The organism is Polaromonas sp. P1_G1 (assembly GCF_056405595.1).
The window spans coordinates 1-23,571 of record NZ_JBFUBU010000037.1 but is presented as its reverse complement, the minus strand read 5'-3'; the positions used below and the strand labels follow the sequence as shown (position 1 = coordinate 23,571).

21 protein-coding genes are annotated in these 23,571 nt (G+C 65.8%); 12 read left to right on the top strand and 9 right to left on the bottom strand.

What is annotated here, in order from left to right:
- Nucleotides 1–22: 22 nt before the first annotated feature.
- The 6 genes from AC1D1Y_RS18275 to AC1D1Y_RS18250 all read left to right on the top strand — a co-directional run bounded on the left by AC1D1Y_RS18275 (nucleotide 23) and on the right by AC1D1Y_RS18250 (nucleotide 5,903).
- A complete protein-coding gene (locus tag AC1D1Y_RS18275) occupies nucleotides 23–685 on the top strand; it encodes a thiol:disulfide interchange protein DsbA/DsbL (RefSeq protein ID WP_477683567.1) in 663 nt (220 codons plus the stop codon).
- A gap of 149 nt (nucleotides 686–834) precedes the next feature.
- The gene (gene lptA, locus AC1D1Y_RS18270; protein ID WP_477683566.1) at nucleotides 835–1,464 is read left to right on the top strand and encodes a lipopolysaccharide transport periplasmic protein LptA; all 630 of its coding nucleotides are present in this window, start codon (nucleotides 835–837) and stop codon (nucleotides 1,462–1,464) included.
- A gap of 16 nt (nucleotides 1,465–1,480) precedes the next feature.
- Nucleotides 1,481–2,263 (top strand): LPS export ABC transporter ATP-binding protein, encoded by a 783-nt coding sequence (gene lptB / locus AC1D1Y_RS18265; RefSeq protein ID WP_477653937.1) that lies wholly within the window; start codon nucleotides 1,481–1,483, stop codon nucleotides 2,261–2,263.
- Between the two features lie 134 nt (nucleotides 2,264–2,397).
- Nucleotides 2,398–3,933 carry an RNA polymerase factor sigma-54 gene (locus AC1D1Y_RS18260; protein WP_477683565.1) on the top strand — a complete coding sequence of 512 codons (1,536 nt, stop codon included), beginning with the start codon at nucleotides 2,398–2,400 and terminating at the stop codon, nucleotides 3,931–3,933.
- Nucleotides 3,934–4,074: 141 nt separating this feature from the next.
- Nucleotides 4,075–5,481, top strand: coding sequence for a THUMP domain-containing class I SAM-dependent RNA methyltransferase (locus tag AC1D1Y_RS18255; protein ID WP_477683564.1), 1,407 nt, complete (start codon nucleotides 4,075–4,077; stop codon nucleotides 5,479–5,481).
- Nucleotides 5,478–5,903, top strand: a complete 426-nt coding sequence (locus AC1D1Y_RS18250) for a putative toxin-antitoxin system toxin component, PIN family (RefSeq protein ID WP_477683563.1) — start codon at nucleotides 5,478–5,480, stop codon at nucleotides 5,901–5,903. Before AC1D1Y_RS18255 ends, AC1D1Y_RS18250 begins: the two co-directional genes overlap by 4 nt.
- Before the next feature lie 23 nt (nucleotides 5,904–5,926).
- Here the strand turns inward: AC1D1Y_RS18250 and AC1D1Y_RS18245 are convergent, their stop codons facing one another.
- Nucleotides 5,927–7,654, bottom strand: coding sequence for an FMN-binding glutamate synthase family protein (locus tag AC1D1Y_RS18245; protein ID WP_477683562.1), 1,728 nt, complete (start codon nucleotides 7,652–7,654; stop codon nucleotides 5,927–5,929).
- 96 nt (nucleotides 7,655–7,750) lie between these two features.
- Between AC1D1Y_RS18245 and AC1D1Y_RS18240 the strand changes: the two genes are divergently transcribed.
- Nucleotides 7,751–8,581 carry a YecA/YgfB family protein gene (locus tag AC1D1Y_RS18240; protein WP_477674912.1) on the top strand — a complete coding sequence of 277 codons (831 nt, stop codon included), beginning with the start codon at nucleotides 7,751–7,753 and terminating at the stop codon, nucleotides 8,579–8,581.
- 11 nt (nucleotides 8,582–8,592) lie between these two features.
- Here the strand turns inward: AC1D1Y_RS18240 and AC1D1Y_RS18235 are convergent, their stop codons facing one another.
- The 6 genes from AC1D1Y_RS18235 to AC1D1Y_RS18210 all read right to left on the bottom strand — a co-directional run bounded on the left by AC1D1Y_RS18235 (nucleotide 8,593) and on the right by AC1D1Y_RS18210 (nucleotide 16,048).
- A complete protein-coding gene (locus AC1D1Y_RS18235) occupies nucleotides 8,593–9,378 on the bottom strand; it encodes a 5'-methylthioadenosine/adenosylhomocysteine nucleosidase (RefSeq protein ID WP_477683561.1) in 786 nt (261 codons plus the stop codon).
- 97 nt (nucleotides 9,379–9,475) lie between these two features.
- Nucleotides 9,476–11,164, bottom strand: coding sequence for a long-chain-fatty-acid--CoA ligase (locus AC1D1Y_RS18230; RefSeq protein WP_477683560.1), 1,689 nt, complete (start codon nucleotides 11,162–11,164; stop codon nucleotides 9,476–9,478).
- A 169-nt stretch (nucleotides 11,165–11,333) separates the two neighbouring features.
- The gene (locus AC1D1Y_RS18225; protein WP_477683559.1) at nucleotides 11,334–12,758 is read right to left on the bottom strand and encodes an NAD(P)(+) transhydrogenase (Re/Si-specific) subunit beta; all 1,425 of its coding nucleotides are present in this window, start codon (nucleotides 12,756–12,758) and stop codon (nucleotides 11,334–11,336) included.
- Complete coding sequence (locus AC1D1Y_RS18220) at nucleotides 12,755–13,081, bottom strand: NAD(P) transhydrogenase subunit alpha part 2 (protein WP_477674908.1); 327 nt, start codon at nucleotides 13,079–13,081, stop codon at nucleotides 12,755–12,757. Before AC1D1Y_RS18220 ends, AC1D1Y_RS18225 begins: the two co-directional genes overlap by 4 nt.
- 80 nt (nucleotides 13,082–13,161) lie before the next feature.
- Complete coding sequence (locus AC1D1Y_RS18215; RefSeq protein ID WP_477683558.1) at nucleotides 13,162–14,277, bottom strand: Re/Si-specific NAD(P)(+) transhydrogenase subunit alpha; 1,116 nt, start codon at nucleotides 14,275–14,277, stop codon at nucleotides 13,162–13,164.
- A 235-nt stretch (nucleotides 14,278–14,512) separates the two neighbouring features.
- Nucleotides 14,513–16,048, bottom strand: coding sequence for a CoA-acylating methylmalonate-semialdehyde dehydrogenase (locus AC1D1Y_RS18210; RefSeq protein ID WP_477683557.1), 1,536 nt, complete (start codon nucleotides 16,046–16,048; stop codon nucleotides 14,513–14,515).
- 156 nt (nucleotides 16,049–16,204) lie between these two features.
- Here AC1D1Y_RS18210 and AC1D1Y_RS18205 point away from each other — a divergent pair, with 156 nt between their 5' ends.
- A complete protein-coding gene (locus AC1D1Y_RS18205) occupies nucleotides 16,205–17,185 on the top strand; it encodes a LysR family transcriptional regulator (RefSeq protein ID WP_477683556.1) in 981 nt (326 codons plus the stop codon).
- A 133-nt stretch (nucleotides 17,186–17,318) separates the two neighbouring features.
- A complete protein-coding gene (locus tag AC1D1Y_RS18200; protein ID WP_477683555.1) occupies nucleotides 17,319–17,843 on the top strand; it encodes an NUDIX hydrolase in 525 nt (174 codons plus the stop codon).
- Here AC1D1Y_RS18200 and AC1D1Y_RS18195 read toward each other — a convergent pair.
- Complete coding sequence (locus AC1D1Y_RS18195; RefSeq protein ID WP_477683554.1) at nucleotides 17,837–19,438, bottom strand: OpgD/OpgG family glucan biosynthesis protein; 1,602 nt, start codon at nucleotides 19,436–19,438, stop codon at nucleotides 17,837–17,839. The two genes, AC1D1Y_RS18200 and AC1D1Y_RS18195, sit on opposite strands and share 7 nt — an antisense overlap.
- Nucleotides 19,439–19,664: 226 nt before the next feature.
- Between AC1D1Y_RS18195 and mnmA the strand changes: the two genes are divergently transcribed.
- The gene (mnmA, locus tag AC1D1Y_RS18190) at nucleotides 19,665–20,879 is read left to right on the top strand and encodes a tRNA 2-thiouridine(34) synthase MnmA (RefSeq protein ID WP_477683553.1); all 1,215 of its coding nucleotides are present in this window, start codon (nucleotides 19,665–19,667) and stop codon (nucleotides 20,877–20,879) included.
- Here mnmA and AC1D1Y_RS18185 read toward each other — a convergent pair.
- Nucleotides 20,858–22,267: a MipA/OmpV family protein gene (locus tag AC1D1Y_RS18185; RefSeq protein WP_477683552.1), complete on the bottom strand. Its 1,410-nt coding sequence runs from the start codon at nucleotides 22,265–22,267 to the stop codon at nucleotides 20,858–20,860. The genes mnmA and AC1D1Y_RS18185 overlap by 22 nt on opposite strands.
- 220 nt (nucleotides 22,268–22,487) lie before the next feature.
- Between AC1D1Y_RS18185 and AC1D1Y_RS18180 the strand changes: the two genes are divergently transcribed.
- Entirely contained in the window at nucleotides 22,488–22,763 is a 276-nt protein-coding gene (locus tag AC1D1Y_RS18180) for a DUF4242 domain-containing protein (RefSeq protein WP_477683551.1), read from the top strand.
- A gap of 9 nt (nucleotides 22,764–22,772) precedes the next feature.
- On the top strand, nucleotides 22,773–23,571 hold a 799-nt coding region (locus AC1D1Y_RS18175), incomplete at its 3' end, for an AfsR/SARP family transcriptional regulator (RefSeq protein ID WP_477683550.1).

The window sequence follows — 23,571 nt, the reverse complement described above, 5'->3', positions numbered from 1 at the left end:
GTCATACCAGGAGAAGAATCTGATGCAACGCCGTGAGTTTTCGTTTACAGCCGCCTCGGCTGCCGTCGCCACCCTGGGCGGCATCGCCCTGCCCACCATGGCGCAAGCCCAGGCCAAGGCCTTCAAGGACGGCGCCGATTACCTGACGCTGGACAAGCCGGCGCCCACCGAGGTCCCCGCGGGCCAGGTGGAGGTGGTCGAGTTCTTCTGGTACAGCTGCCCGCATTGCAACGCCTTTGAGCCTCAGCTCGAAGCCTGGATGAAGCAGGCGCCCAAGGATGTGACCGTGCGGCGCGTGCCGGTGGCCTTCCGCCCCGATTTCGAACCCCAGCAGCGCCTTTTTTACGTGCTGGAGGCCATGGGCAAGGTCGAGGAGCTCCACAAAAAGGTGTTTTACGCCATCCACGTGGAAAAACTCGCGCTCGCCAATGCCGACTCGATTACCACCTGGGCCGAGAAGCAGGGCATCGACAAAGCCAAGTTCGTCGAGATGTACAACTCCTTCACGGTCACCACCAAAGCCCGCAAGGCCACGCAGCTGCAGGACATCTACAAGGTCGACGGCGTGCCGGCCCTGGGCATTGCCGGGCGCTACTACACCTCGGCCACCCTGGCCCAGAGCATGGGTCGTGCCCTGCAGGTCACGGATGCGCTGATCGCGCAGTCGCGCGGCAAGGGCAAATAAGACGCTCCGGGCCCATAGCGGCCCGCCGCCCCAAAACCCGCCTCATTCCAGGCGGGTTTTTTTATGCCCCTAATATTCCCCGTGCAAGCTATTCCCGCGGCTTGCATGGCTACAATGGCCGAACCCCAAAGCAGCAAGATTCGTGCCTTATGAAACACCCCCTTATTTCCCTCCTCCTGCCGGCCGCTTTGGCGCTGGGGGCGGCGTTTCCGGCCTGGGCTGAAAAAGCCGACCGGGACAAGCCCATGAACGCGGAGGCCGACGCCCTGCGCTATGACGACCTCAAGCAGACCAGCGTGTTCACCGGCAACGTGGTGATCACCAAGGGCACGACCATCGTGCGCGGCGCGCGCGTCGACGTCATGCAGGACCCCGAGGGCTACCAGCAGGCGGTCTCCATCGCGGCGCCCGGCAAGCTGGCCTTCTACCGCAAAAAGCGCGACGGTGTGGACGAATACATCGAAGGCGAAGGCGAGCGGATTGAATACGACAGCCGCGCCGACCTCGTCAAATTCATCAAGCGCGCCGTGGTGCGCCGCTACAACGGCGCCACCCTGGTGGATGAAACCACCGGCGCCGTGATCGTCTACGACAACAACACCGACGTCTTCACCGTGGACGGCGGCGTGCAGAACCAGACCGCCGCCAACCCGAGCGGCCGGATACGCGCCATGCTCTCGCCGCGCGCCGCCGCGTCGGCCCCGGCCCCGGCCACCGCACGCGCGGCCCCGCCCGCCGCCCTGCGCCCCAGCACCACGCTGGGCACTGAAAAGAACTAGAAAGAACCTTTCACAGATGGATGTGGTGACTGACACTTCGGCGGCCCCGGCCGCGACCCCCAGCCGCCTCGTTGCGCAAGGGCTGCAAAAATCCTACGGCAGCCGCAAGGTCGTTCAGGACGTCTCGGTGGCCGTGCAAAAAGGCGAGGTCGTGGGCCTGCTGGGCCCCAACGGCGCCGGCAAGACGACTTCGTTCTACATGATCGTGGGCCTGGTGCGCGCCGACGCGGGCGAGATCTCCATCGACGGCCAGTCGGTCGAGCACATGCCGATTCACCTGCGCGCCCGCCTGGGTCTGAGCTACCTGCCGCAGGAAGCCTCGATCTTCCGCAAGCTCACGGTAGAAGAAAACGTGCGCGCCGTGCTCGAACTGCAGCTGGGCGCGAACGGCAAGCCGCTGGGCCGCGCCGAGATCGAGTCGCGGCTGGACGGCCTGCTGCAGGACCTGCGGGTGGACCACCTGCGCAATTCGCCGGCGCCGGCGCTGTCGGGCGGCGAGCGCCGCCGCGTCGAGATCGCGCGCGCCCTGGCGACCCAGCCGCGCTTCATCCTGCTSGACGAGCCKTTTGCCGGYATYGACCCGATYGCSGTGATCGAGATCCAGCGCATCATTGGCTTCCTGAAGTCGCGCGGCATCGGCGTGCTGATCACCGACCACAACGTGCGCGAGACSCTGGGCATCTGCGACCACGCCTACATCATCAGCGACGGCCACGTGCTGGCCCAGGGCACGCCCTCCGAGATCGTGAACAACGCCGATGTGCGACGCGTGTACCTCGGTGAACACTTCAAGATGTAGGATGACACTCCCCCTGTTGTCGCTCACTTCGTGTAGCTCCCTCCCCCCCGAGGGGGCGGCGCCTGCGGCCTGGCAAAGCCAGTTCCGCGGCCCCTGCTCGCACTTTTTCTGCGCTTCGATCAAAGCTCCTTGACATGAAGCAGGGCCTCTCGCTCCGCGTCTCGCAGCACCTTGCGCTGACGCCCCAGCTGCAGCAGTCGATACGGCTGCTGCAGCTGTCGACGCTCGAGCTGAGCCAGGAAGTCGAGCAGATGCTCGACGAAAACCCGTTTCTCGAGGTGGCGGAAGAGACCGCGGTGCGCGAGGAGTTCGGCCTGGAGCACCTCAACACGCCGGTCAGCCAGGACAGCCGCGAGTTTGAATCCGCGGCGGAGTCGCCGAGCGGCGGCACTGAGGACGCTGGCATTTCAGCCGCAGGCGAAGCCGAAGTCAGCGCCGAACCCAAGCTCGAGGAAAGCTGGGAAGGCGACGGCACGGTGGAGACCACGCCCGACGACAGCGAATGGGGCAGTGATGCGCCGGCCCGCAAGAACAACAATGACGAGGGCGACACCGAGGCCTCCGACCTGACGGGCGCCCACGAGTCGCTGCAAGACCATTTGCACCGCCAGTCGCTGGGCCTGCGCCTGTCCGAGGAAGACCGCGCGGCCCTGCATTTCCTGATCGAGTCGCTCAACGACGACGGCTACCTCGAAGACAGCCTGGCCTCGCTCGCGGCGGGCCTGGCCGGGGACGACCTGGAACAGGCTGAGGACCTCGAGCAGCGTTTTGCCATGGCGCTCAAGCTGCTGCACCACATGGAGCCGGCCGGCGTGGGCGCGCGCAACCTGGCCGAATGCCTGGGCCTGCAGCTGCTGGACTGCAAAGACTGCGAAGAGACCCGCGCCGCCATCGCCATGTGCAAGCAACCCATGGAACTGCTGGCCAAGCGCGACCTGAAGCGCCTGTCGCACCTGTGCGGATTCACCGAAGCCGCCGTCCGGGGTGCGATTGCCGTGATAGGCCGGCTCGACCCCAAACCCGGCCGCCGCTTCGTGAACGTGGAGCGCAACCTGATCGTGCCCGACGTCATCGTCGTGAAGTCGGGCCGGGGGTTCAAGGTCTCGCTCAACGGCGACGTAATGCCGCGCCTGCGCGTGCACGACATCTACGCCAACGCCCTCAAGCAGCACAAGGGCCAGGGCGGCCAGGCGCTGCAGCAGCGTCTGCAGGAGGCGCGCTGGTTCATCAAGAACATCCAGCAGCGGTTTGACACCATCCTGCGCGTGAGCASSGCCATCGTCGAGCGGCAGAAAAACTTCTTCACGCACGGCGAACTCGCCATGCGCCCGCTGGTGCTGCGCGAGATCGCCGACGAACTGGGCCTGCATGAGTCTACGATTTCGCGCGTGACCACCGCCAAGTACATGGGCACGCCCTTCGGCACTTTTGAGCTCAAATACTTCTTCGGCTCCGCGCTGGGCACCGAAACCGGCGGCAACGCTTCCAGCACCGCCGTGCGCGCGCTGATCAAGCAGTTCGTCTCCTCCGAGAGCCTGAAAAAGCCGCTCAGCGACAACCAGATTTCCGAAATGCTCAAGGAGCAGGGCATCGAATGCGCGCGCCGCACCGTGGCCAAGTACCGAGAGGCTTTGCGCATCGCGCCGGCTAATTTACGCAAATCACTGTAAATCCGATTCTCGGGCGCATGGCGGCGTTGCGCGGTGCTCGGAATCCTCATGCACCCAAGTGCATTCCGGTTCCTGCGCTCCGTGCGCCTTGCCCTGCATCCCGATAATCGAATTTCCAGCAGCCCTTTTGAAGAGTCCGACATGAACCAGCTCCAATTGTTTTTACCGTGCGCCGCCGGCGTCGAGGCCTTGCTGGCCACCGAGGTGCAGCGCGTCACCGGCATCCAGGGCAAGGCCTGGCGCGCCGGCGTGCAGTTGCAGGCTTCCTGGCGCGACGCGCTGCAGCTCAACCTGCACAGCCGCCTGGCCCAGCGCGTGCTGATCGAGTTGCAGCACAACCAGTACCGCAGTGAACAAGACCTTTACAACGCCGCCGCCAACGTGGCCTGGGAAATCTGGTTCACGCCCAAGCAGACCTTCAAGGTTGAGATCACCGCCCAGCACAGCCCGCTGCAGAGCCTGAACTTCGCGGCGCTGAAGATCAAGGACGCCATCGCCGACCGCTTCCGCGCCAAGTTCGACGACGTGCGGCCCAGCGTCGACACGCGCTGGCCCGACGTGCGCGTCTATGTGCACCTGACGACCGACACCGTCACGATTTACATCGACACCTCGGGCGAACCGCTCTTCAAACGCGGCTGGCGCGAAGACAAGGGCGATGCGCCACTGAAAGAAACCYTGGCCGCCGCSATGATCGCCGCCAGCGGCTGGGACCAGCTGTGCAAGGACGGCGTGCCGCTCTACGACCCCTGCTGCGGCTCGGGCACCATCGCCATCGAGGCGGCGCAGATCGCCTGCAACATCGCGCCCGGCATCAACCGCCGTTTCGCTTTCCAGAAATACCTGCCCTTCCAGGGCCATGTGTGGGACGGCCTGCTGGACCAGGCCGAAGCCGCCATCACCGAACCCACGGCGCCGGTGTTCGGCAGCGATGTGTCCTTCCGCATGGTCGATTTCGCCGAACGCAATGCCGAGCGCGCCGGCGTGGCCAATGCGGTGGAATTCCGCGGCGGCGACGCGCTGCAGCGCATGCCGCCTGCGCCCTCGGGCGTGATGCTGGTGAACCCGCCCTATGGCGAACGTATCGATGTAGCCGGCGTGGCCGGCATCACCGGTGTGCAGGGCCGCGACCAGCGCCGCCAGCAGAGCCGGGAAGTCCAGCACGACCACCGCAACCAGCCCATCGACGAATTCGGTCAGCCGCTAAACCAGGACGACGGCGACAGCCGCGAAGAGCCCGCCTTCGAGACTTCGCGCGACCGCTCGGCCAACCCGGGCCGCGAGCAGGCGCAGAACGCCTGGGGCGAGGAAGCGGCCGACTTCTTTCCGCAACTGGCCGCGCACTGGAAGAAAAACTACGCGGGCTGGACAGCCCACGTGCTGACGCCCGATCTCAAACTCCCGGGCAAGATGCGCCTGAAAGAATCRCGCCGYGTGCCCATGTGGAACGGCCCGATCGAATGCCGGCTGTTCCGCTTCGACATGGTGGCCGGCTCCGCGCGCGGCAAGCCCGGGGCCGCAGGCACGGCACGCGAGCCGGCGCCGTGACGGCCGGGGCGCGCCAGCCCGTCGTCCTGGACACCAACATCGTCCTCGACGTGTTTGTTTTCAACGATGCGGCGGCGCAGCCGCTCAGGCAGGCGCTGGAAGCCGGCGAACTCGACTGGCTGGCCACGCAAGCCATGCGCGATGAGCTAGAACGCGTGCTGGCCTACCCGCAGATTGCGCCGCGCCTGGCGTTTTACCAATTGGGCGTGGATGATGTGCTCGCGGCTTTTGACCGCCACGCCCGCCTGCTGGAGGTGGCCGCCAAGGCCAGCGTCACCTGCAGCGATGCCGACGACCAGAAGTTCATCGACCTGGCCGTGGCGGCCAAAGCCTTGCTGCTGAGCAAGGATCGGCACGTACTGTCCATGACCAAGCGGCTCGGCAGCCTCGGCGTCAGGGCGCAGAGCGCGATGCGGGCTTAGCGGCGGCAGGCGGCCAGGCGTATTCAGGCCGCCGCGACGGCGGCGCCTGACGCCAGGGCACCATCGGGCCCGGCCGGCGCCTGCATGGCGGCGCCATTGGCGCGAAAGCTGTGCGCGCTGGCCAGCGGCCAGTAGTAGCTGAACACGGTGTTCTGTTTTTCCAGTGAGCCCAGCAGCGCGCCGGGCTCCACCTGCATGATGAGGTTGCTGAGCAGCCGCACCTCGGTGTCGGTCAGGCGCCGCACGATGTGGTGGGCGTTGACCTCGCGCGGGTGGCACAGGCCCGCAGCCTGCACCAGCTCCTGCAGCGCGTGCAGTGTGCTGCGATGGAAATTGCGCACACGCTCGGCCTTGTCGGGCACCACCAGCGCCTGCTGGCGCACCGGGTCCTGCGTGGTCACGCCGGTCGGGCATTTGCCGGTGTGGCAGCTTTGCGCCTGGATGCAGCCCAGCGCCATCATGAAACCGCGCCCGGCGTTGCACCAGTCGGCGCCCAGCGCCATGAGCCGCACCATATCGAAGGCGCTGACCACCTTGCCGGCCGCGCCTATGGAGACGCGGCTGCGCAGGTTCACGCCGATCAGCGTGTTGTGCACCAGCAGCAGGCCCTCCTGCAGCGGCGCGCCCACGTGGTCGGTGAACTCGACGGGCGCGGCGCCGGTGCCGCCCTCGGCGCCGTCCACCACGATGAAGTCGGGCGTGATGCCGGTCTCCAGCATGGCCTTGACGATGGCGAACCATTCCCACGGGTGGCCTATGCAGAACTTGAAGCCGGTGGGCTTGCCGCCCGAGAGCTTTCGCAGCCTGGCGATGAAATGCATCATCTCGACCGGCGTGGAGAACGCGCTGTGGCTGGAGGGCGAGATGCAGTCCTTGCCTTGCGGCACGCCGCGCGCCGCCGAGATTTCAGCGGTGACTTTGGGGCCGGGCAGGATGCCGCCGTGGCCGGGCTTGGCACCCTGGCTCATCTTGAGTTCGATCAGCTTGACCTGCGGGTCGCGCGCATTGGCGGCGAAGCGCTCCTCGCTGAAGCTGCCGTCCTCGTTGCGGCAGCCGAAATAGCCCGAGCCGATTTCCCAGATCAGGTCGCCGCCGTGCAGCCGGTGGTGCTGCGAGATGGATCCCTCGCCCGTGTCATGCGCGAAGCCGCCGAGCTTGGCGCCCTTGTTGAGCGCCATGATGGCATTGGCCGAAAGCGAGCCGAAGCTCAGGGCCGAGATGTTGAAGACACTGGCATGGTAGGGCTGGGTGCAGGGCTCGACCGAAGGCGAGGGATGGTCGGGCGAGCCGCCTATCCAGACGCGGAAGTCGTGCGAGGCCAGCTTGGTCGGCGACATCGAATGGTTGACCCATTCATAGCCTTGCGCGCCCACGTCGAGCTGCGTGCCGAAGGGCCGGTTGTCGGGCTCGCCCTTGGAGCGCTGGTAGACCAGCGAACGCTGGGCACGCGAAAAAGGCGTGGCTTCGCTGTCGCTTTCGATGAAGTACTGGCGCATCTCGGGCCGGATGAACTCGAACAGGAAGCGCATGTGGCCTATGACAGGGTAGTTGCGCAGCACCGCATGCCGGGTCTGCCGCAGGTCGCGCACACCCACGCACACCAGCACCGTGCCGCCCACCAGGGATACCAGGGCCAGCTTCCCCACGCCAAAAATCATCAGGCCGAGCAGCCCCAGAAGCGCGGCAAGCCCGCACAGGACCATAAAGGTGTAACGGACCGGGAACCGGGCATCCAGACGCTGGAGGAACATGGTGGTGCTTCCGTGGGGAGAGGGGCAAAATAACCGCGATGCGGCAGATACACTTTGCATCATAAGAGCCTCGCGTGAGGCTCAGGACTGTTTTTCATGAAGCCCACCCCTAAAACCACTTCTTCCCCAGTGCCCTCGGCGGAGCCGGCTTTCCTTGAAGCCGAGGACTTTGACGAACTCGACGCCATCCTCGACGACTTGCGCACCCGCTACGACGAGACGCCGCAGTGGGAATTCTGCGAGGGCTTCATGGCCGCCGTGGTTTGCTCGCGGCGCCCCATCGCCGCCGCCGAATACCTGCCTGTGCTGCTGGCCGTGCCCGCCGAAGGCGAGGCGCCGGACCCGGAAGGCGGCTCCTTCGCGAGCGCCGAACAAGGTGGGCGCTTCCTCACGCTGTGGAACCGGCGCTGGCACGAAGTCGAAACGGCGCTCGATGCCGAAGTCGATTCGCTGGAAGACGACAACTGCTACCACCCCGAGGTGATGGACATACGCGGCGCCGTGGCTGAGATGGCGCCCGAAGAGCGCGCCGCCTTCAAGGGCGAAGACCTGCCGGCCTTTGCCCAGGTCTGGGCGCTTGGCTTTATGTTCGCGGTCGAGAGCTGGCCCGACGAATGGATGGCCCCGCGCGACAAGGACGCCGCCAAGTGGCTGGACGGCGCGCTGCAGGCCGTGGTCGCCATGACCGAGGACGACACGGCCGCGCCCGAGGTTTCACCCCTGAGCGAAGACGGCGCGCCCAGCACCAGCATTGCCCGGCTCAATGCCTTCGGCGAAGCCATCTGGGCGGTGTACGACCTGCGCGAGTTGTGGAAGACCCTGGGGCCCAAGGTGGAGACGGTGCGGGTTGAGGCCACGCCGGGGCGCAACGACCTTTGCCACTGCGGCAGCGGGAAAAAATACAAGAAGTGCCACGGCGCGGGGTGATCCCGCTGCGCTTACCGCTCCAGCGACACCAGCAGGCGCTCCATGATGGCGTGTGCATAGCGGCTGGCCACTTCCTCGACAAAACGCGGGAAGTCCACATGCGCGCTGTCGTCCGCGCGATCCGAGATGGTGCGCACTGCGGCAAAGGGCACGCCGTAGTCGTGGCAGACCTGGGCCACGGCAGCGCCTTCCATCTCGACCGCAAGCGCCTCGTGGCCGGCGCCCGTGAGCGCGGCATGCAGGCTGCGCGACTCGCCGGCGCCTGAGACAAAACGGTCGCCGCTGGCGATCAACCCCTTGTGAACGCGCGCGCCCGGAAAGGCCCCGCTTGCGCCGCCATCACCGCCGCCACCCAGCGCCGCCGAGGCCGCATTGAACAGCAGCGCCGTGAGCGCCGCGTCGCCCTCGAAGCGGCTGCGGCCGTACAGCGGCACCTCATAACGCGGAAACAGCGGCGAGGCATCGAGGTCGTGCTGCACAAAATCGCTGGCCACCACGACATCGCCGACATTCACTCCCGTACCGAGGCCGCCGGCCACGCCGGTGAACACCATGCGACGCACGCCAAAGCGTTCGATCAGCGCGGTCGCCGTGGTGGCGGCCGCCACCTTGCCGATTCTCGACAAGGCCAGCACCACGGGCCGGCCATGCAGGTCGCCGAGCCAGAAGTCGCGGCCGGCGTGCGTCACCTTGCGCGGCTGGTGCAGCAGTTCCATGAGGCCTTGCTGCTCCTGCAACAGGGCACTGAGGATGGCAATGGGGGGTGGGGGGCTTGAGGCGGTCTGGGAAATCGGCATGGCAGGATTGTGCCTACAAAGCACAGACGCAAAAAAGGGCGACTCGCGCCGCCCTTAGAAAACCTTTGCAGGCTCTAAAAACTTGTTCGCCGGCAGCTTATTTTTTGTCCCGCAGCTCGCGGCGCAGAATCTTGCCGACCGGTGTCTTGGGCAGGTCGGTGCGGAACTCCACCACCTTGGGCTGCTTGTAGCCGGTCAGGTTGGCCTTGCAGTATTCGCGCACCTGGGCTTCGGTGAGGGCCGGGTTCTTCTTGACGATCACCAGCTTCACGGCTTCGCCGGATTTTTCGTCGGCCACGCCCACGCAGGCGCATTCCATCACGCCGTCAAGCTTGGCGACCACGTCCTCGATCTCGTTCGGGTAGACATTGAAGCCGCTCACCAGGATCATGTCCTTCTTGCGGTCGACGATCCTGAAGAAGCCGTTTTCATCGAGCACGCCGATGTCGCCGGACTTGAAGTAGCCGTCGGGCGTCATGACCTTGGCGGTCTCGTCGGGGCGCTGCCAGTAGCCGGCCATGACCTGCGGGCCCTTGATGGCGATCTCGCCGGGCTGGCCTTGCGGCACTTCATTGCCATCGTCGTCGAGCAGCTTGAAGTAAGTGCCGGGAATCGGCACACCGATGGTGCCGGTGAAGGCCTTGCTGTTGGTCGGGTTGCAGCTGGCCGAGGGCGAGGTCTCGGACAGGCCGTAGCCCTCGCAGACCGGGCAGCCGGTTTTTTCAAGCCACAGCTTGGCCACCGCGCTTTGCACGGCCATGCCGCCGCCCAGCGACACCTTCAGGTGCGACCAGTCCACGGTGTTGAAGTCGGGGTGGTTGGCCAGGCCGTTGAACAGCGTGTTGACCGCCGGGAAGCTGTTGACCTTGTGCTTGGAGAGTTCCTTGAGCACGGCGGGCAGGTCGCGCGGGTTGGGAATCAGGATGTTTTTGCCGCCGGTGCGCATGCCCAGCATCATGTTCACGGTGAACGCGAAAATATGGTACAGGGGCAGCGCGCAGACGTAAGTGGGCTGCTGGCCGGCCTGCATGCTGGCCATGGCCGGGCCGTTCCAGGCCTCGGACTGCAGCACGTTGGCGATCACGTTGCGGTGCAGCAGCACCGCGCCCTTGGACACGCCGGTGGTGCCGCCGGTGTACTGCAGCACGGCCACGTCGTCGGGCTTGATGTTGGGGCGCTTGAGCGTCGCGCGCGTGCCCTGGGCCACGGCGTCGTTGAAGCGCACGGCGCCGGGCAGGTTGAAGGCCGGCACCATCTTCTTGACGTTGCGCACCACGTAGTTGACCAGCGCGCCCTTGAGCATGCCGAGCTGGTCGCCCATGGCGCACAGCACCACGTGCTTGACCGGCGTGGCGGCGATGCATTGCTCCAGCGTGTTGGCGAAGTTCTCGATGATGACGATGGCCTTGGAGCCTGAATCCTTGAGCTGGTGCTCGAGCTCGCGCGGCGTGTACAGCGGATTGACGTTGACCACCACGTAGCCGGCGCGCAGGATGGCGGCCACGGCCACCGGGTACTGCGGCACGTTGGGCATCATGATGGCGACGCGGTCGCCTTTGGCAAGGCCGAGGCTTTGCAGGTAGGCGCCGAAAGCCAGCGAGAGGCTGTCGGTCTGGGCGAAGGTGACGTCCTTGCCCATGAAGCTGTAAGCGACGCGGCTGCCGTACTTCTTGAAGCTTTCCTCCATCAAGGCCACCAGCGACGGGTACTGCGACGCGTCGATGTCGGTGGGAACGCCCGGCGGGTAAGCCTTGAGCCAAGGGCGGTCAATGGTCGCTGCATTCATGTTTGTCTTCTCCATTACGTTTTGCTTACAGCCATGGATTCTCACGGCACGCCCTCTTCGTGGCTATTGCGTTTTCCCTAGGAAAGCCGGGAAATCAGAAGGGAAGCTCCTCTAAATCAGAGGGAGCGGCGCGGGGCCGCGGGAAAACCCGTCGGCCGGCGCTTATTGCTTACTCGATGGCCTTGCCCATGTCTTCAATGACCTTTTTGGCGTCGCCGAAGACCATCATGGTTTTGTCCATGTAGAAGAGCTCGTTGTCCAGGCCCGCGTAGCCGGCCGCCATGGAGCGCTTGTTGACGATGACCGTCTTGGCCTTGTAGGCCTCCAGGATGGGCATGCCGTAGATGGCGCTGCCCTTGACGTGAGCCGCGGGGTTCACCACGTCGTTGGCGCCCAGGATGATGGCGACGTCGGCCTGGCCGAACTCGGCGTTGATGTCTTCCATTTCATACACCTGGTCGTAAGGCACTTCGGCCTCGGCCAGCAGCACGTTCATGTGGCCCGGCATGCGGCCGGCCACCGGGTGGATGGCGTACTTGACGTTGACGCCCTTCTCGATGAGCTTTTGCGCCAGCTCTTTGACCGAGTGCTGCGCGCGCGCCACCGCCAGGCCGTAGCCGGGCACGATGATCACGGTTTCGGCATTGCCCAGGATGAAGGCGGCGTCATCGGCGGAACCCGACTTGACGGGGCGCTGCTCTTTGGCGCCCGCGGCGGCCGCGCCGGGCTCACCGCCGAAGCCGCCCAGGATCACGTTGAAGAAGGAGCGGTTCATCGCCTTGCACATGATGTACGAGAGGATGGCGCCCGATGAGCCGACCAGCGAGCCGGCGATGATCAGCATGGAGTTGTTGAGCGAAAAACCGATGCCGGCCGCCGCCCAGCCCGAATAGCTGTTGAGCATGGACACCACCACCGGCATGTCGGCGCCGCCGATCGGGATGATGATCAGCACGCCCATCACGAAGCTCAGCGCCAGCATCGCGAAAAAGGCTGGCCAGCTGCCGGTGAACATGAACACCAGCCCGAGGCCTATGGTCAGCAGACCCAGGACCAGGTTCAGCTTGTGCTGGCCGGCGAACTGCACCGGCGCGCCCTGGAACAGGCGGAACTTGTAGGTGCCCGACAGTTTGCCGAAAGCGATCACCGAGCCGCTGAAGGTGATGGCGCCAATGGCCGCGCCGAGGAACAACTCGAGCCGGTTGCCGGTGGGGATGGGGTTGCCTTTGGCTGCGATGCCGAAAGCGTAGGGCTCGGCCACGGCGGCCACGGCGATAAAGACCGCGGCCAAACCGATCATGCTGTGGAAGAAGGCCACCAGCTCGGGCATCTKGGTCATTTCGACCGTCTTGGCGCGCCAGGCGCCATAGCCCCCGCCGACCACCAAGCCCAACAGAACGTAACCCATGCCCAGGGCCTTGCCGCCCGAGATTTCGACGATCAGCGCGGCCGTCGTCAGCATGGCAATGGCCATGCCGACCATGCCGAACAGATTGCCGCGTATCGAGCTGGTGGGGTGCGACAGGCCCTTGAGCGCCTGAATGAAACAAACGGAGGCTACCAGGTACAGCAGCGTGACGAGGTTCATGCTCATTTAGCGGCTCCTTCAGCGGGCGCGGCGGCCTTCTTTTCTTTCTTGCGGAACATCTCGAGCATCCGGCGCGTCACCAGGAAGCCGCCGAAGATGTTGACGGCCGCCAGCGCCACGGCCAGCACGCCCATGGTCTTGCCCAGCGGCGTTTCGGTCAGCGCGGCGGCCAGCATGGCGCCCACGATCACGATGGCCGAAATCGCGTTGGTCACCGCCATCAGCGGCGTGTGCAGGGCCGGCGTGACGGTCCACACCACGTGGTAGCCCACATAGATGGCCAGTACAAAAATAATCAGGTTGATGATGGTGGGTGACACTGCATCCATGGTCTTCTCCGTGAGAGCTGCGCCGGCCTTGGGGCCGGCCTTATTACGATGGGTCCGGGGGGCTGGTGGGTTCGAGGCGGCTATTTGCGTTTGACTTCGCCACCTTGCGTCATCAGGCAGGCGGCAACAATGTCATCTTCAAGGTCGATCTTCAGTTCACCCTCTTTGGTGATGATGAGCTTGAGGAAGTCGAGCAGGTTGCGCGCGTAAAGCGCACTGGCATCGGCCGCGACCAGCGCCGGCACATTGGTTTCACCGATCAAGGTCACGCCGTGCTTGACCACGGTCTTGCCGGCTTCGGTGAGCGGGCAGTTGCCGCCCTGGGGCGCGGCCAGGTCGACGATCACGCTGCCGGGCTTCATGGACTTGACCATGTCCTCGGTGACCAGCACCGGGGCCGCGCGGCCTGGGATCAAAGCCGTAGTGATAACGACGTCGGCCTGCGCGACGCGCTTGGCGACTTCGGCCTTTTGCCGTTCCAACCAGCTGGGCGGCATGGGCTTGGCATAACCGCCCACGCCGACGGCGGCTTCGCGCTCTTCATCGGTTTCATAGGGCACGTCGATGAACTTGCCGCCCAGCGATTCGACCTGTTCTTTCACGCTGGGGCGCACGTCGCTGGCTTCAATCACCGCACCCAGGCGCTTGGCCGTGGCGATGGCCTGCAGGCCGGCGACGCCGACACCCAGGATCACCACGCGCGCGGCCTTGACCGTGCCGGCCGCCGTCATCAGCATGGGGAAGAAGCGCTGGTAGCGGTCGGCCGCCATCATCACGGCCTTGTAGCCGGCGATGTTGGCCTGGGAAGACAGCACATCCATGCTTTGCGCGCGGCTGGTGCGCGGCGCGGCTTCGAGTGCGAAGGAGGTCAGCTTGCCCGCGGCCAGGCGCTGCAGGCCGGCGGCGTCAAAAGGATTGAGCATGCCAACCAGCACGCCGCCGGCTTTGGCCAGCCCCATTTCGCTGTCCAACGGGCAACGCACCTTGAGCACGATGTCGGCGCCGTAGGCGCCCGCCGCGTCGGTGATTTCCGCGCCGACGGCCGTGTAGGCCTCGTCGGGAACGCTGGCGGCGACGCCTGCGCCCGACTGCACCCGAACGGTATGCCCCTGGGCCTTGAGCTTTTTGGCCGTTTCGGGCGTGATGGCGACGCGTGTTTCTCCGGCCGTGATTTCGGCGGGTACCCCAATCAGCATGGGTCTCTCCTCAGTACGTTGGTATGGGCTTGGTGGACATCAGCCCGCGGGCGGGCTTGTGCGCGATCTGTCTTCTGCGGGTGTGTTTGTACCTGTCATGAAGCTTACATGAGATTTTTGCGATTTTTTGTCAGGGCAGTCTATAGTTTTTGCCTGCTCCAGCGCCGACCACAAAAATAAGCCCCATCAACCGCCATGCGGCTGACGGGGCTGTCCTGCCCGGCGGTGCGCCGTGTTATTTGGCCGTGGGCATCACGAACTCGGCGCCTTTGCCTATGCTTTCGGGCCAGCGCTGCATGATGGACTTCTGCTTGGTGTAGAAGCGCACGCCCTCTTCGCCGTAGGCGTGCATGTCGCCGAAGAGGCTCTTTTTCCAGCCGCCGAAGCCGTGCCAGGCCATGGGCACCGGGATGGGCACGTTGATGCCGACCATGCCGACCTGGATGCGCCGGCTGAATTCGCGCGCCACATGGCCGTCGCGGGTGAAGCAGCTCACGCCGTTGCCGAACTCATGGGCGTTGATGAGGTTCACCGCTTCGGCGAAGTCTTTCACGCGCACGCAGCCCAGCACCGGGCCGAAAATTTCTTCCTTGTAGATGCGCATGTCGGGCGTGACGTGGTCGAACAGCGTGCCGCCCATCCAGAAACCCTTGTCGCAGCCGGCGCCGGCCTGGGCGCCCGTGAAGCCGCGCCCGTCGACCAGCAGCTTGGCGCCCTCTTTCACGCCGGTGTCGATGTAGCCCGTGATGCGCTGGTGCGCAGCCGAGGTGACGATGGGGCCCATCTCGGCGTCGAGTTCCACGCCGTTCTTGATCACCAGGGTCCTGGCGCGCGCTTCCAGCATGGGCACCAGCTTGTCGGCGACATTGCCGACCAGCACGGCCACCGAGATCGCCATGCAGCGCTCACCGGCCGAACCGTAGCCCGCGCCWATCAGCGCGTCCACCGCCTGCTCAAGGTCGGCGTCGGGCATGACCACCATGTGGTTCTTCGCGCCGCCCAGGGCCTGCACGCGCTTGCCGTGGCGCGCGCCGGTTTCATAGATGTAGTTGGCGATCGGTGTAGAGCCGACGAAGGACACTGCCTTCACGTCGGGGTGCACCAGCAGCGCGTCGACCGCCTCCTTGTCGCCCTGCACCACATTGAAGACGCCGTCGGGCAGGCCCGCCTGCTTGAGCAGATCGGCCATGAAGAGGCTGGGGCTGGGGTCTATGGGGCTGGGCTTGAGCACAAAGCAGTTGCCGGCGGCAATTGCCACCGGGAACATCCACATCGGCACCATCACCGGGAAGTTGAAAGGCGTGATGCCGGCCACCACGCCCAGGGGCTGGCGCAGCGTCCAGTTGTCGATGCCGGTGCTGACCTGGTCGGTGAAGTCGCCCTTGAGCAGTTGCGGGATGCCGCAGGCGAATTCSACGATGTCGATRCCGCGCGAAACTTCGCCTTGCGCGTCGGTAAACACCTTGCCGTGCTCGGCGGTGATCATGTGGGCCAGCTTGTCCTTGTTCTGGTTCAGCAGCTCCAGGAACTTGAACAGCACGCGCGCGCGGCGTAGCGGCGGCGTGTCGGCCCAGGCCGGGAAGGCCGCCTGCGCGGACGCCACGGCGGCATCGACCTCGGCCGTGCTGGCCAGCGCGACGTGGCCCGACACCGCGCCGGTCGCGGGGTTGAAGACTTCCTGGCTGCGGCCCGAGGCCGGCGCGGCGACACGGCCGTCGAGGTAATGGCCTATGGTGGCCTGGGGAGCGGTGGCGGCGGGAGATAAAGACATGGGGAATCCTCTGGGAGTGGCCTGGCGGCGGGTTGCAAGCGTCGAAAAGGTCGGCTTGATGGCAGTCTAGGCTCGCAAGGCCGGATTGATAACTCCCTCATTTGTGATTACATTGTTCATATTTTTGAACAATCAGGCACCTGGGGTGCCTCATCCATGTCCTCCGACCAACTCTCCCCCCTCGTGGCCGACCTGCACCTGCTGACCGTGCTGGCCGCCACCCGCAGCTTTACCGAGACGGCGCGCCGCCTGGGCGTCTCCAAGGCCTCGGCCAGCATGCGCATCAGCGAGCTGGAGCGCGCCGCCGGCGTGACGCTGGTGCGGCGTACCACACGTTCGGTGGGCCTGACCGAGGCCGGCCAGCAGCTGGTCAACGGCATGCAGCCGGCCTTCAACCGCATCAGCGAAAGCTATTCGGCCGTGAAAGACCTGGTCGGCACACCGCGCGGGCTGATCCGCGTGACCGCGCCGGTGGCGCTGGGACGGCAGCACCTGGCGCCCTGCGTGGCGGCCTTCCTCAGGCGCTTTCCCGAGATCCACATCGAGCTCGAGCTGACCGACCGCTTCGTGAACCTGGCCAACGAGGGTTTCGACCTGGCGATACGCCACACCAATGCGCCGCCCGAAACCCACGTGGCCTGGGTGCTGTGCGAGACACGCTCCATCCTGCTGGCCAGCCCCGACTACCTGGCGCGGCGCGGCGTGCCCACGCAGCCCTCGGAACTCGCCGCGCACGACTGCCTGCTCTACCTCGGCAGCCACAACACCGCGAGCTGGACCTTTGTGCGCAGCGGAAAGCGCAAATCGCGCGAACAGGTCGGTGTCAACATCACCGGCACCCTGAAGGCCAACAACAGCGAAGTGCTGCGCGAGGCGCTGGTGGCCGGCCTGGGCATAGGCCTGCTGCCGGACTTCAGCGTGCCCGCGCCCTCCGGCCAGCCCCCATCCCTGGTTCATGTGCTTCCCGACTGGCAGGTGCAAGGCTTCTTCGGCGAGCGCATCTATGCCTTGCGGCCCTGGTCGGCCCAAGTGCCCAAGGCCGTGCAGTATTTTGTCGAGCATCTGCGCGAGAGTTTTGCCCGCGGGTTCGGTGCAAGCACTCTTGCTCCCTCCCCCGCTGGGGGAGGGCAGGGGTAGGGGCCGACGGCCTCAAAACACCGTCGGCGCAACTTCAAACGCCGGCGGCCCCCATCCCAACCTTCCCCCAGTAGGGGAAGGAGCAAAAAAATACCCACAGAAACTGTCACCCGCGCCACGGATAATCACGGCCATGAACAATCGATGGAAGCCCAGCGTCACGGTCGCTGCGGTCATAGAAAAAATAATCGACGGCGTCCCCAAATTCCTGCTGGTGGAAGAGGAAACCCGGGACGGCCTCAAGCTCAACAACCCCGCCGGCCACCTGGACCCGGGCGAAAGCCCGGTGCAGGGCTGCGCCCGCGAGACGCTGGAAGAGACCGCCTTCCATTTCAAGCCCACCGCCATCGTCGGCGTCTACCTGTCGCGCTTCGAGCGGGCCGTGCCCGGGCAGGACGAACCGCTGGACATCACCTACCTGCGCTTCGCGTTCTGCGGCGAACTCGGCGAGCACGTGCCCGGCCAGGCGCTGGACGAAGGCATTGTGCGCACCGTCTGGCTGACGGCCGACGAGATCCGGGCCAGCGTCCCCATGCACCGCAGCCCCTTGCTGCTGACCTGCATGGAAGACTACCTGGCCGGCAAACGCTACCCGCTGGGCCTGGTCACCACGGATCCCAGCGTGCATGTTCCGCTGAGCCAGGGCAGTCCTCAGTAAAGAATCCGCTGCGCCACGGGCGGCGGCGTCCATTGGTACAGCCAGGTTTCAGTCAATGACTGGCCGTCGACCTGCAAATGCATGCGCAGGTTGATGGGTGCGGTGCTGTCGCCATCGGGGCGCAGGTCGAACATGGCGCGCCAGCCCTTGATGGCGTCCAGCGGCCGGGCCGACGTCAATTCAATCGTGCCGCGCGAGGCGGTAATCACGGCTTTGACCTGGGCCTTGGCGCTCAGTAACCCAAAGTCGCCGCCCGCAAAATCGACGGCAAAACGCCATGCATAGGCCGTGCGCTTTTGCCCGACCACGCCGCCCAGGCCGGTGCGCGTGGCCACACAGCGCGCCAGCGGCCCTTGCGCGGCAGGCGGCTGGCCACCCCAGTGCAACCGGTAGGAAAACAGCAACTCCTGCCCTGCCTGCGGCTTGTCGCTGGGGTTCCAGAAGGCCACGATGTTGTCAAAGGTTTCGTCCACGGTCGGGATTTCCACCAGCTGTACCGAGCCCGCGCCCCAGCCCGTTTTGGGCTCGACCCACAGGCTCGGGCGTTTGTCATAGAACACGCCGTCGTCCTGGTAATGGTCGAAGTTGCGGTCGCGCTGCATCAGGCCAAAACCGCGCGGGTTGTCGTCCTGGAAGGCGTTGAATTGCAGTTGCGCCGGGTTGGTCAATGGGCGCCACAGCCATTCGCCCGAGCCGCTGTGCATGGCCAGGCCGTCGGTGTCGTGGATTTCGCCGCGCCAGTCCCAGCCCATGCGCCTGTCGTTTTCGCCGGTCTGGAACATGCTGGTGCACGGCGCGATGCCCAGGCGGGCTATGGTTTTACGCGGGTACAGCGCCACGTCCAGGTCCATGACCTGCGTGTCGCCCGGCGTGATCACAAAGCGGTAGGCGCCGCTGACACTCGGCGAGTCCAGCAGGGCGTAGACGGTCAATGAAGCGGCTTTCGGGTCCGGCTTTTCGAGCCAGTAGCCGATGAAGTCCGGAAACTCTTCCGGGAAAGTTTGCGCCGTGTCGATGGCCAGGCCCCGCGCCGACTGGCCGTACTGCCATTCGCCGCCCACCGCGCGAAAGTAGCTTGCGCCGAGGAAGGCCGCCACGTCACGCACCGGGTCGGTGTGGAAATTCAGCCGGAAGCCGGCAAACCCGAGATCGGCGGGCAGCTTGTCGCCCCGCACGCCGCTTTTCCCGTAATCAAACATGGCCGGGTCATAGGCCAGTTCCTGTGCCTGGCCGTTGCTCACTTCATGCATGCGCACCGGTGCCTTGAAGAACAGGCCGAGGTGGAAAAACTTGGCCACGAAGCGCAGCTTGTCATCGCCCCACAAGGCATGGTCGTCCCGAAAGCGGATGGCCTGGTGCTGGTCCCAATTCAAGTCCGAAATACCGGCCGGCAAGGCCGTCGATCGGGGCTGGAAGGGTTTGGCCGACAAGTCGCGCGCCTGGCCCTTGAGCACCGCGTAGTCGAAGGCTTGGGCTTTGCCCACGGGCTTGAGGCCCGCGGCTTGGGCCAGTGACGAAAGCCATGGCAGCCCGGTGGCCATGCCGGCAGCCGTGACGGCCTGCCCGGTGCGGGAAAGAAATTGACGTCGTTGCAAAGTGGCAGCTCCTGCAAGAAAGGGCATTCCATTGTGCTGGAAACGTCTGCGAAGATGCGGTGCAGCCATCGACAATAGTCCGAACGGCTCAGCAAACCCAGCGGCTTGCCCGTGGCGAGCACCGTCTCCGGCGGCAGTGGCCGGCCACCCCAGCGAGCGAAAGCGCCCGGGCGCGCCATCATCCCCGCAAACCCCCGGTGTTTGGGGCTGCGGGGATAATTGCCCCATGGGTCAAAAAGGCAAGTCCGCGCAGCGGATCGTCGTGGGTTTGAGCGGAGGCGTGGACTCCGCGGTGACGGCGCACCTGCTCAAACAGCAGGGCCACGAGGTCATCGGCATCTTCATGAAGAACTGGGAAGATGACGACGACAGCGAATACTGCTCGTCCAACATTGATTTTGTCGACGCCGCCGCCGTGGCCGACGTGATCGGCATCGAGATCGAGCATGTCAATTTCGCGGCCGACTACAAGGACCGCGTGTTCGCCGAATTCCTGCGCGAATACCAGGCCGGCCGCACGCCCAATCCCGACATCCTGTGCAACGCCGAGATCAAGTTCAAGGCCTTCCTGGACCATGCCATGCGCCTGGGCGCCGAAAAAATCGCCACCGGGCACTATGCGCGCGTGCGCCGCAACGAAGCCACCGGCCTGCATGAACTGCTCAAGGGCCTGGACCCGGCCAAGGACCAGAGTTATTTCCTGCACCGGCTGAACCAGGCGCAGCTTTCGAAGACGCTGTTCCCGGTCGGCGAGCTGCACAAGACCGAAGTGCGCCGCATCGCCGACGAGATCGGCCTGCCGAATGCGAAGAAGAAGGACTCGACCGGCATCTGCTTCATCGGCGAGCGGCCTTTCCGCGATTTCCTGAACCGCTACATCGCCAAGGCCCCCGGCCCCATCAAAAACGACAAGGGCCGCGTGCTGGGCGAGCAAGTGGGCCTGTCCTTCTACACGCTGGGCCAGCGCCAGGGCCTGGGCATAGGCGGCGTGAAGGCCAAAGGCGCCGACTTGAAGGCCGCGCAGGCGCGCGGGCTGCGCGGCGTGGGCGAGCACGAGCCCTGGTTCGTGGCGCGCAAGGACCTTGAAACCAACACGCTGTGGGTGGTGCAAGGCCATGAGCATCCCTGGCTGCAGTCGACGGTGCTGACGGCGCAGGACTGCAGCTGGGTGGCCGGCAGCGCACCGGCGCCGGGCGCCATGGCCGCCAAGACGCGTTACCGGCAAGCCGACGCGCCTTGCGAACTTCGCCAGTCCTCCATAGCCGGCTGTGAGTTGGCGTTTAGCGATGCGCAATGGGCGGTGACGCCGGGGCAGTCGGCCGTGCTCTACCAGGGCGAGGTCTGCCTGGGCGGCGGCGTGATCACCGCCAGCAATGTGCAGAACCAGCCCGCGGTGTCACCTCACACCGGCGCGGCGCGTCACAGCGCCGTTTCGAGGTAGGTGTAGATGTAGTTGGAGCCGCCGTTGACGTTGCCCAGCAGGCGCGACGAGCCAAAAATCCCCGAGCGGTGCGAAACGCCGAAACCGATGTAGGTTTCCTTGAGCGGCCGGTAGCCGATCAGGTCGCCCAGGCTCACGTCGAGGGTCGGGTCCAGGAAGTTGAGCATGCGGGATGCCGGCTTGCCGTTGGCCGCCAGGCTGGAGGACTCGATGTAAGGGGCGCGCTGCGCCATCGACACCCCCACGCCCAGGCCCAGCCGGGTCTTCACGCGGTCGCTCCAGGGGAAGCCTGAATACACGGCTTTCATGAACAGGTCGAGCTGCAGTCCGTTGGGCTGCAGGCCGCGGTCGTTGTGGTGGGTCAGGCCCACATAGCCGATGAAGTCCAGCGGCCAGCCGTTCACGTTGTTGATGAAAGGCTTGCCGATCTGCACGCCGCTGATGCTGGTCGGGTTGGTCTTGGCCGTCGACAGGCACTGCGCCGTGATGATCTTGGCCAGGTGGCAACCGTCCTCGGTGGACTTGCCGTACAGCACCTTGAAGTAAGTGGGCGAGCCGTCCTCGGCCCACTCGCGCTTGTGGCCGCCGAAGTCGTAGGCCGCGCCCACATAGACCGCGGGCAGCACGCTTTTTTGCACGATGGGGCTGTCCTTGACCTTGTTTCCCAGAAACGTCGCCGATACGCCGGCCAGCAGGCGCCAGCGTTCCGTGACGTCATAAGAGCCGTAAAGGCCCAGCGAAGTCTGCACGCCCGCGCCGGGCTCATAGGCGGGACGGCCCGCTGTAGCCTCGCTGGTCCGCACGCCGTAGTAATAGTTGTTGAGCTTGGCGTCGCGAAACGCCACCGTCAGGCTGGGGCGCAGCATCCAGGGGCCGGAGCGCCAGTCGTAGGTGTAGCCGAGGCGGAACTCATTGCCCTTGTAGGTGTTGCCGATGTCGTGCACCAGCTCGGCCTGCAGCGTGCCCCAGGGCTGGCGCCAACGGTAGGCCAGGCCGAGGTCGATGGCGGAGTCACGCGCCGACATGCCGGCCAGGCTGGCCGGCAGGCGCTCGGTGGGAAAGCCCTCCAGGCGCTGCTCCACAAAAAGGTCCAGCCGCCGCTCGCTGCCGTTGAGCAGCTTCACGCCGCCCCGGTTGGCATGCAGGAACAGTCGCTCGCCCTCGTAAAGGTAAAGCGGCAGCAGGTCGTAGCGGGTGCCCGCATCCTTGTAGGGGGAGCGCTCGATGCGCGTCACCAGCCCCAGCCCCGCACTGCCGGGCGTCGAGAGAATGTCGGTGAGAGGCTCGGTGTTGCCGCCGGCCAGGGCTGGCTGCAGGACGCAGAAGTTGCCCAGTACAAGGGCGGTGCCCAAAAGGAGGCTGCGCGGCGCGGAGATCAGGTTCGTCATTTTTTTTGGAAATCTGCTGTTGGGAAAGGCCGCCGCCAGGCAGGGCACTGCGGACACTCCGATGCTATCCACGAACGCCACGCCCCGGCCCACCCAACTTGTAAGCAAAAAGGCACAAATGGGCTAGGTCGGCATGCCCTCTGAACCCATTTCCTCACACGCCGGCTCACACGTACACTGCCTATCTTCGGGTCTCCTTCAACTTTTTACGGAGCCTGTTATGCCCAAATTCGTGATCGAACGTGCCATCCCCGGACTCGGCGCCCTCAAGCCCGCCGAACTGCACTCCGTCTCCCAAAAATCGTGCGGCGTGCTGCGCGAACTCGGCCCCGACGTGCAGTGGGTGAAGAGCTACCTGACGGGGGGCAAGATGTATTGCATCTACAACGCGGCCAGCGAGGAACTCGTGAGGGAGCATGCGCGCAGGGGCGGCTTTCCGGCGGACTCCGTCGCGCGGGTCACCGGCGTCATCGACCCCACCACCGCCGAAGCCTGAGGCCCGCCGGTGGACGCGCAAACCCCAAGCGTGCCGCCACCCCTGGGGCTTGCCGTCCACCTGCTGGGCCCGCCGCGCGTGGAGCGCGGCGGCCAGCCCGTGCCGGCGCCGCGCGGGCACAAGGCCTGGGGCCTGCTGGCCTACCTGGTGCGCAGCGATGCGCCGGTCAGCCGCAAACACCTGGCGGGCTTGCTGTTCGAGGACGCCGAAGACCCGCTGGCCGCCCTGCGCTGGAACCTCAGCGAGCTGCGTCGCCTGCTCGGCCATGCGGAATTGCGCGGCGAACTGATCGCCTTGCCTTTGACGCCGGCCAGTTATGTCGACCTCAGGGCCGTGCTGTCGGGAAGCTGGGCGCAAGCCCTGTGCGTGCCCGGCCTGGACCGCGAGCTGCTGGAGGGCATGAACTTTTCGGGCAGCCCGGCCTTCGAGGTCTGGCTTGCCGCGGAGCGCCGCCATCTTCAGGCCGCCGCGGAGGCCGTGCTGCGCGAGGCCGCCCTGGCCCGCATGGCCGCCGGCGCCATGGCCGAGGCCGCCGGACTGGCCGGCCGGCTGGTGCGGCACAACCCGCTCGACGAAAACTACCAGGCCCTGCTGGTGCGCAGCCTCGCGGCTTCGGGTGACGGGGTCGGCGCGGCGCGCCAGGCCGCCGCCTGCCGTGAATTGTTCCAGCGCGAACTCGGGGTGCAGCCCGGCGCCGCGCTGGATGCCGCCCTGCGCACAGCTACCGCGACGCCCACCGCGCGGCCCGCCACCGGGCGCGCCGCGGCACTCGCGCAGCTGGAAGCCGGAGAGGCGGCGATCGGCGCCC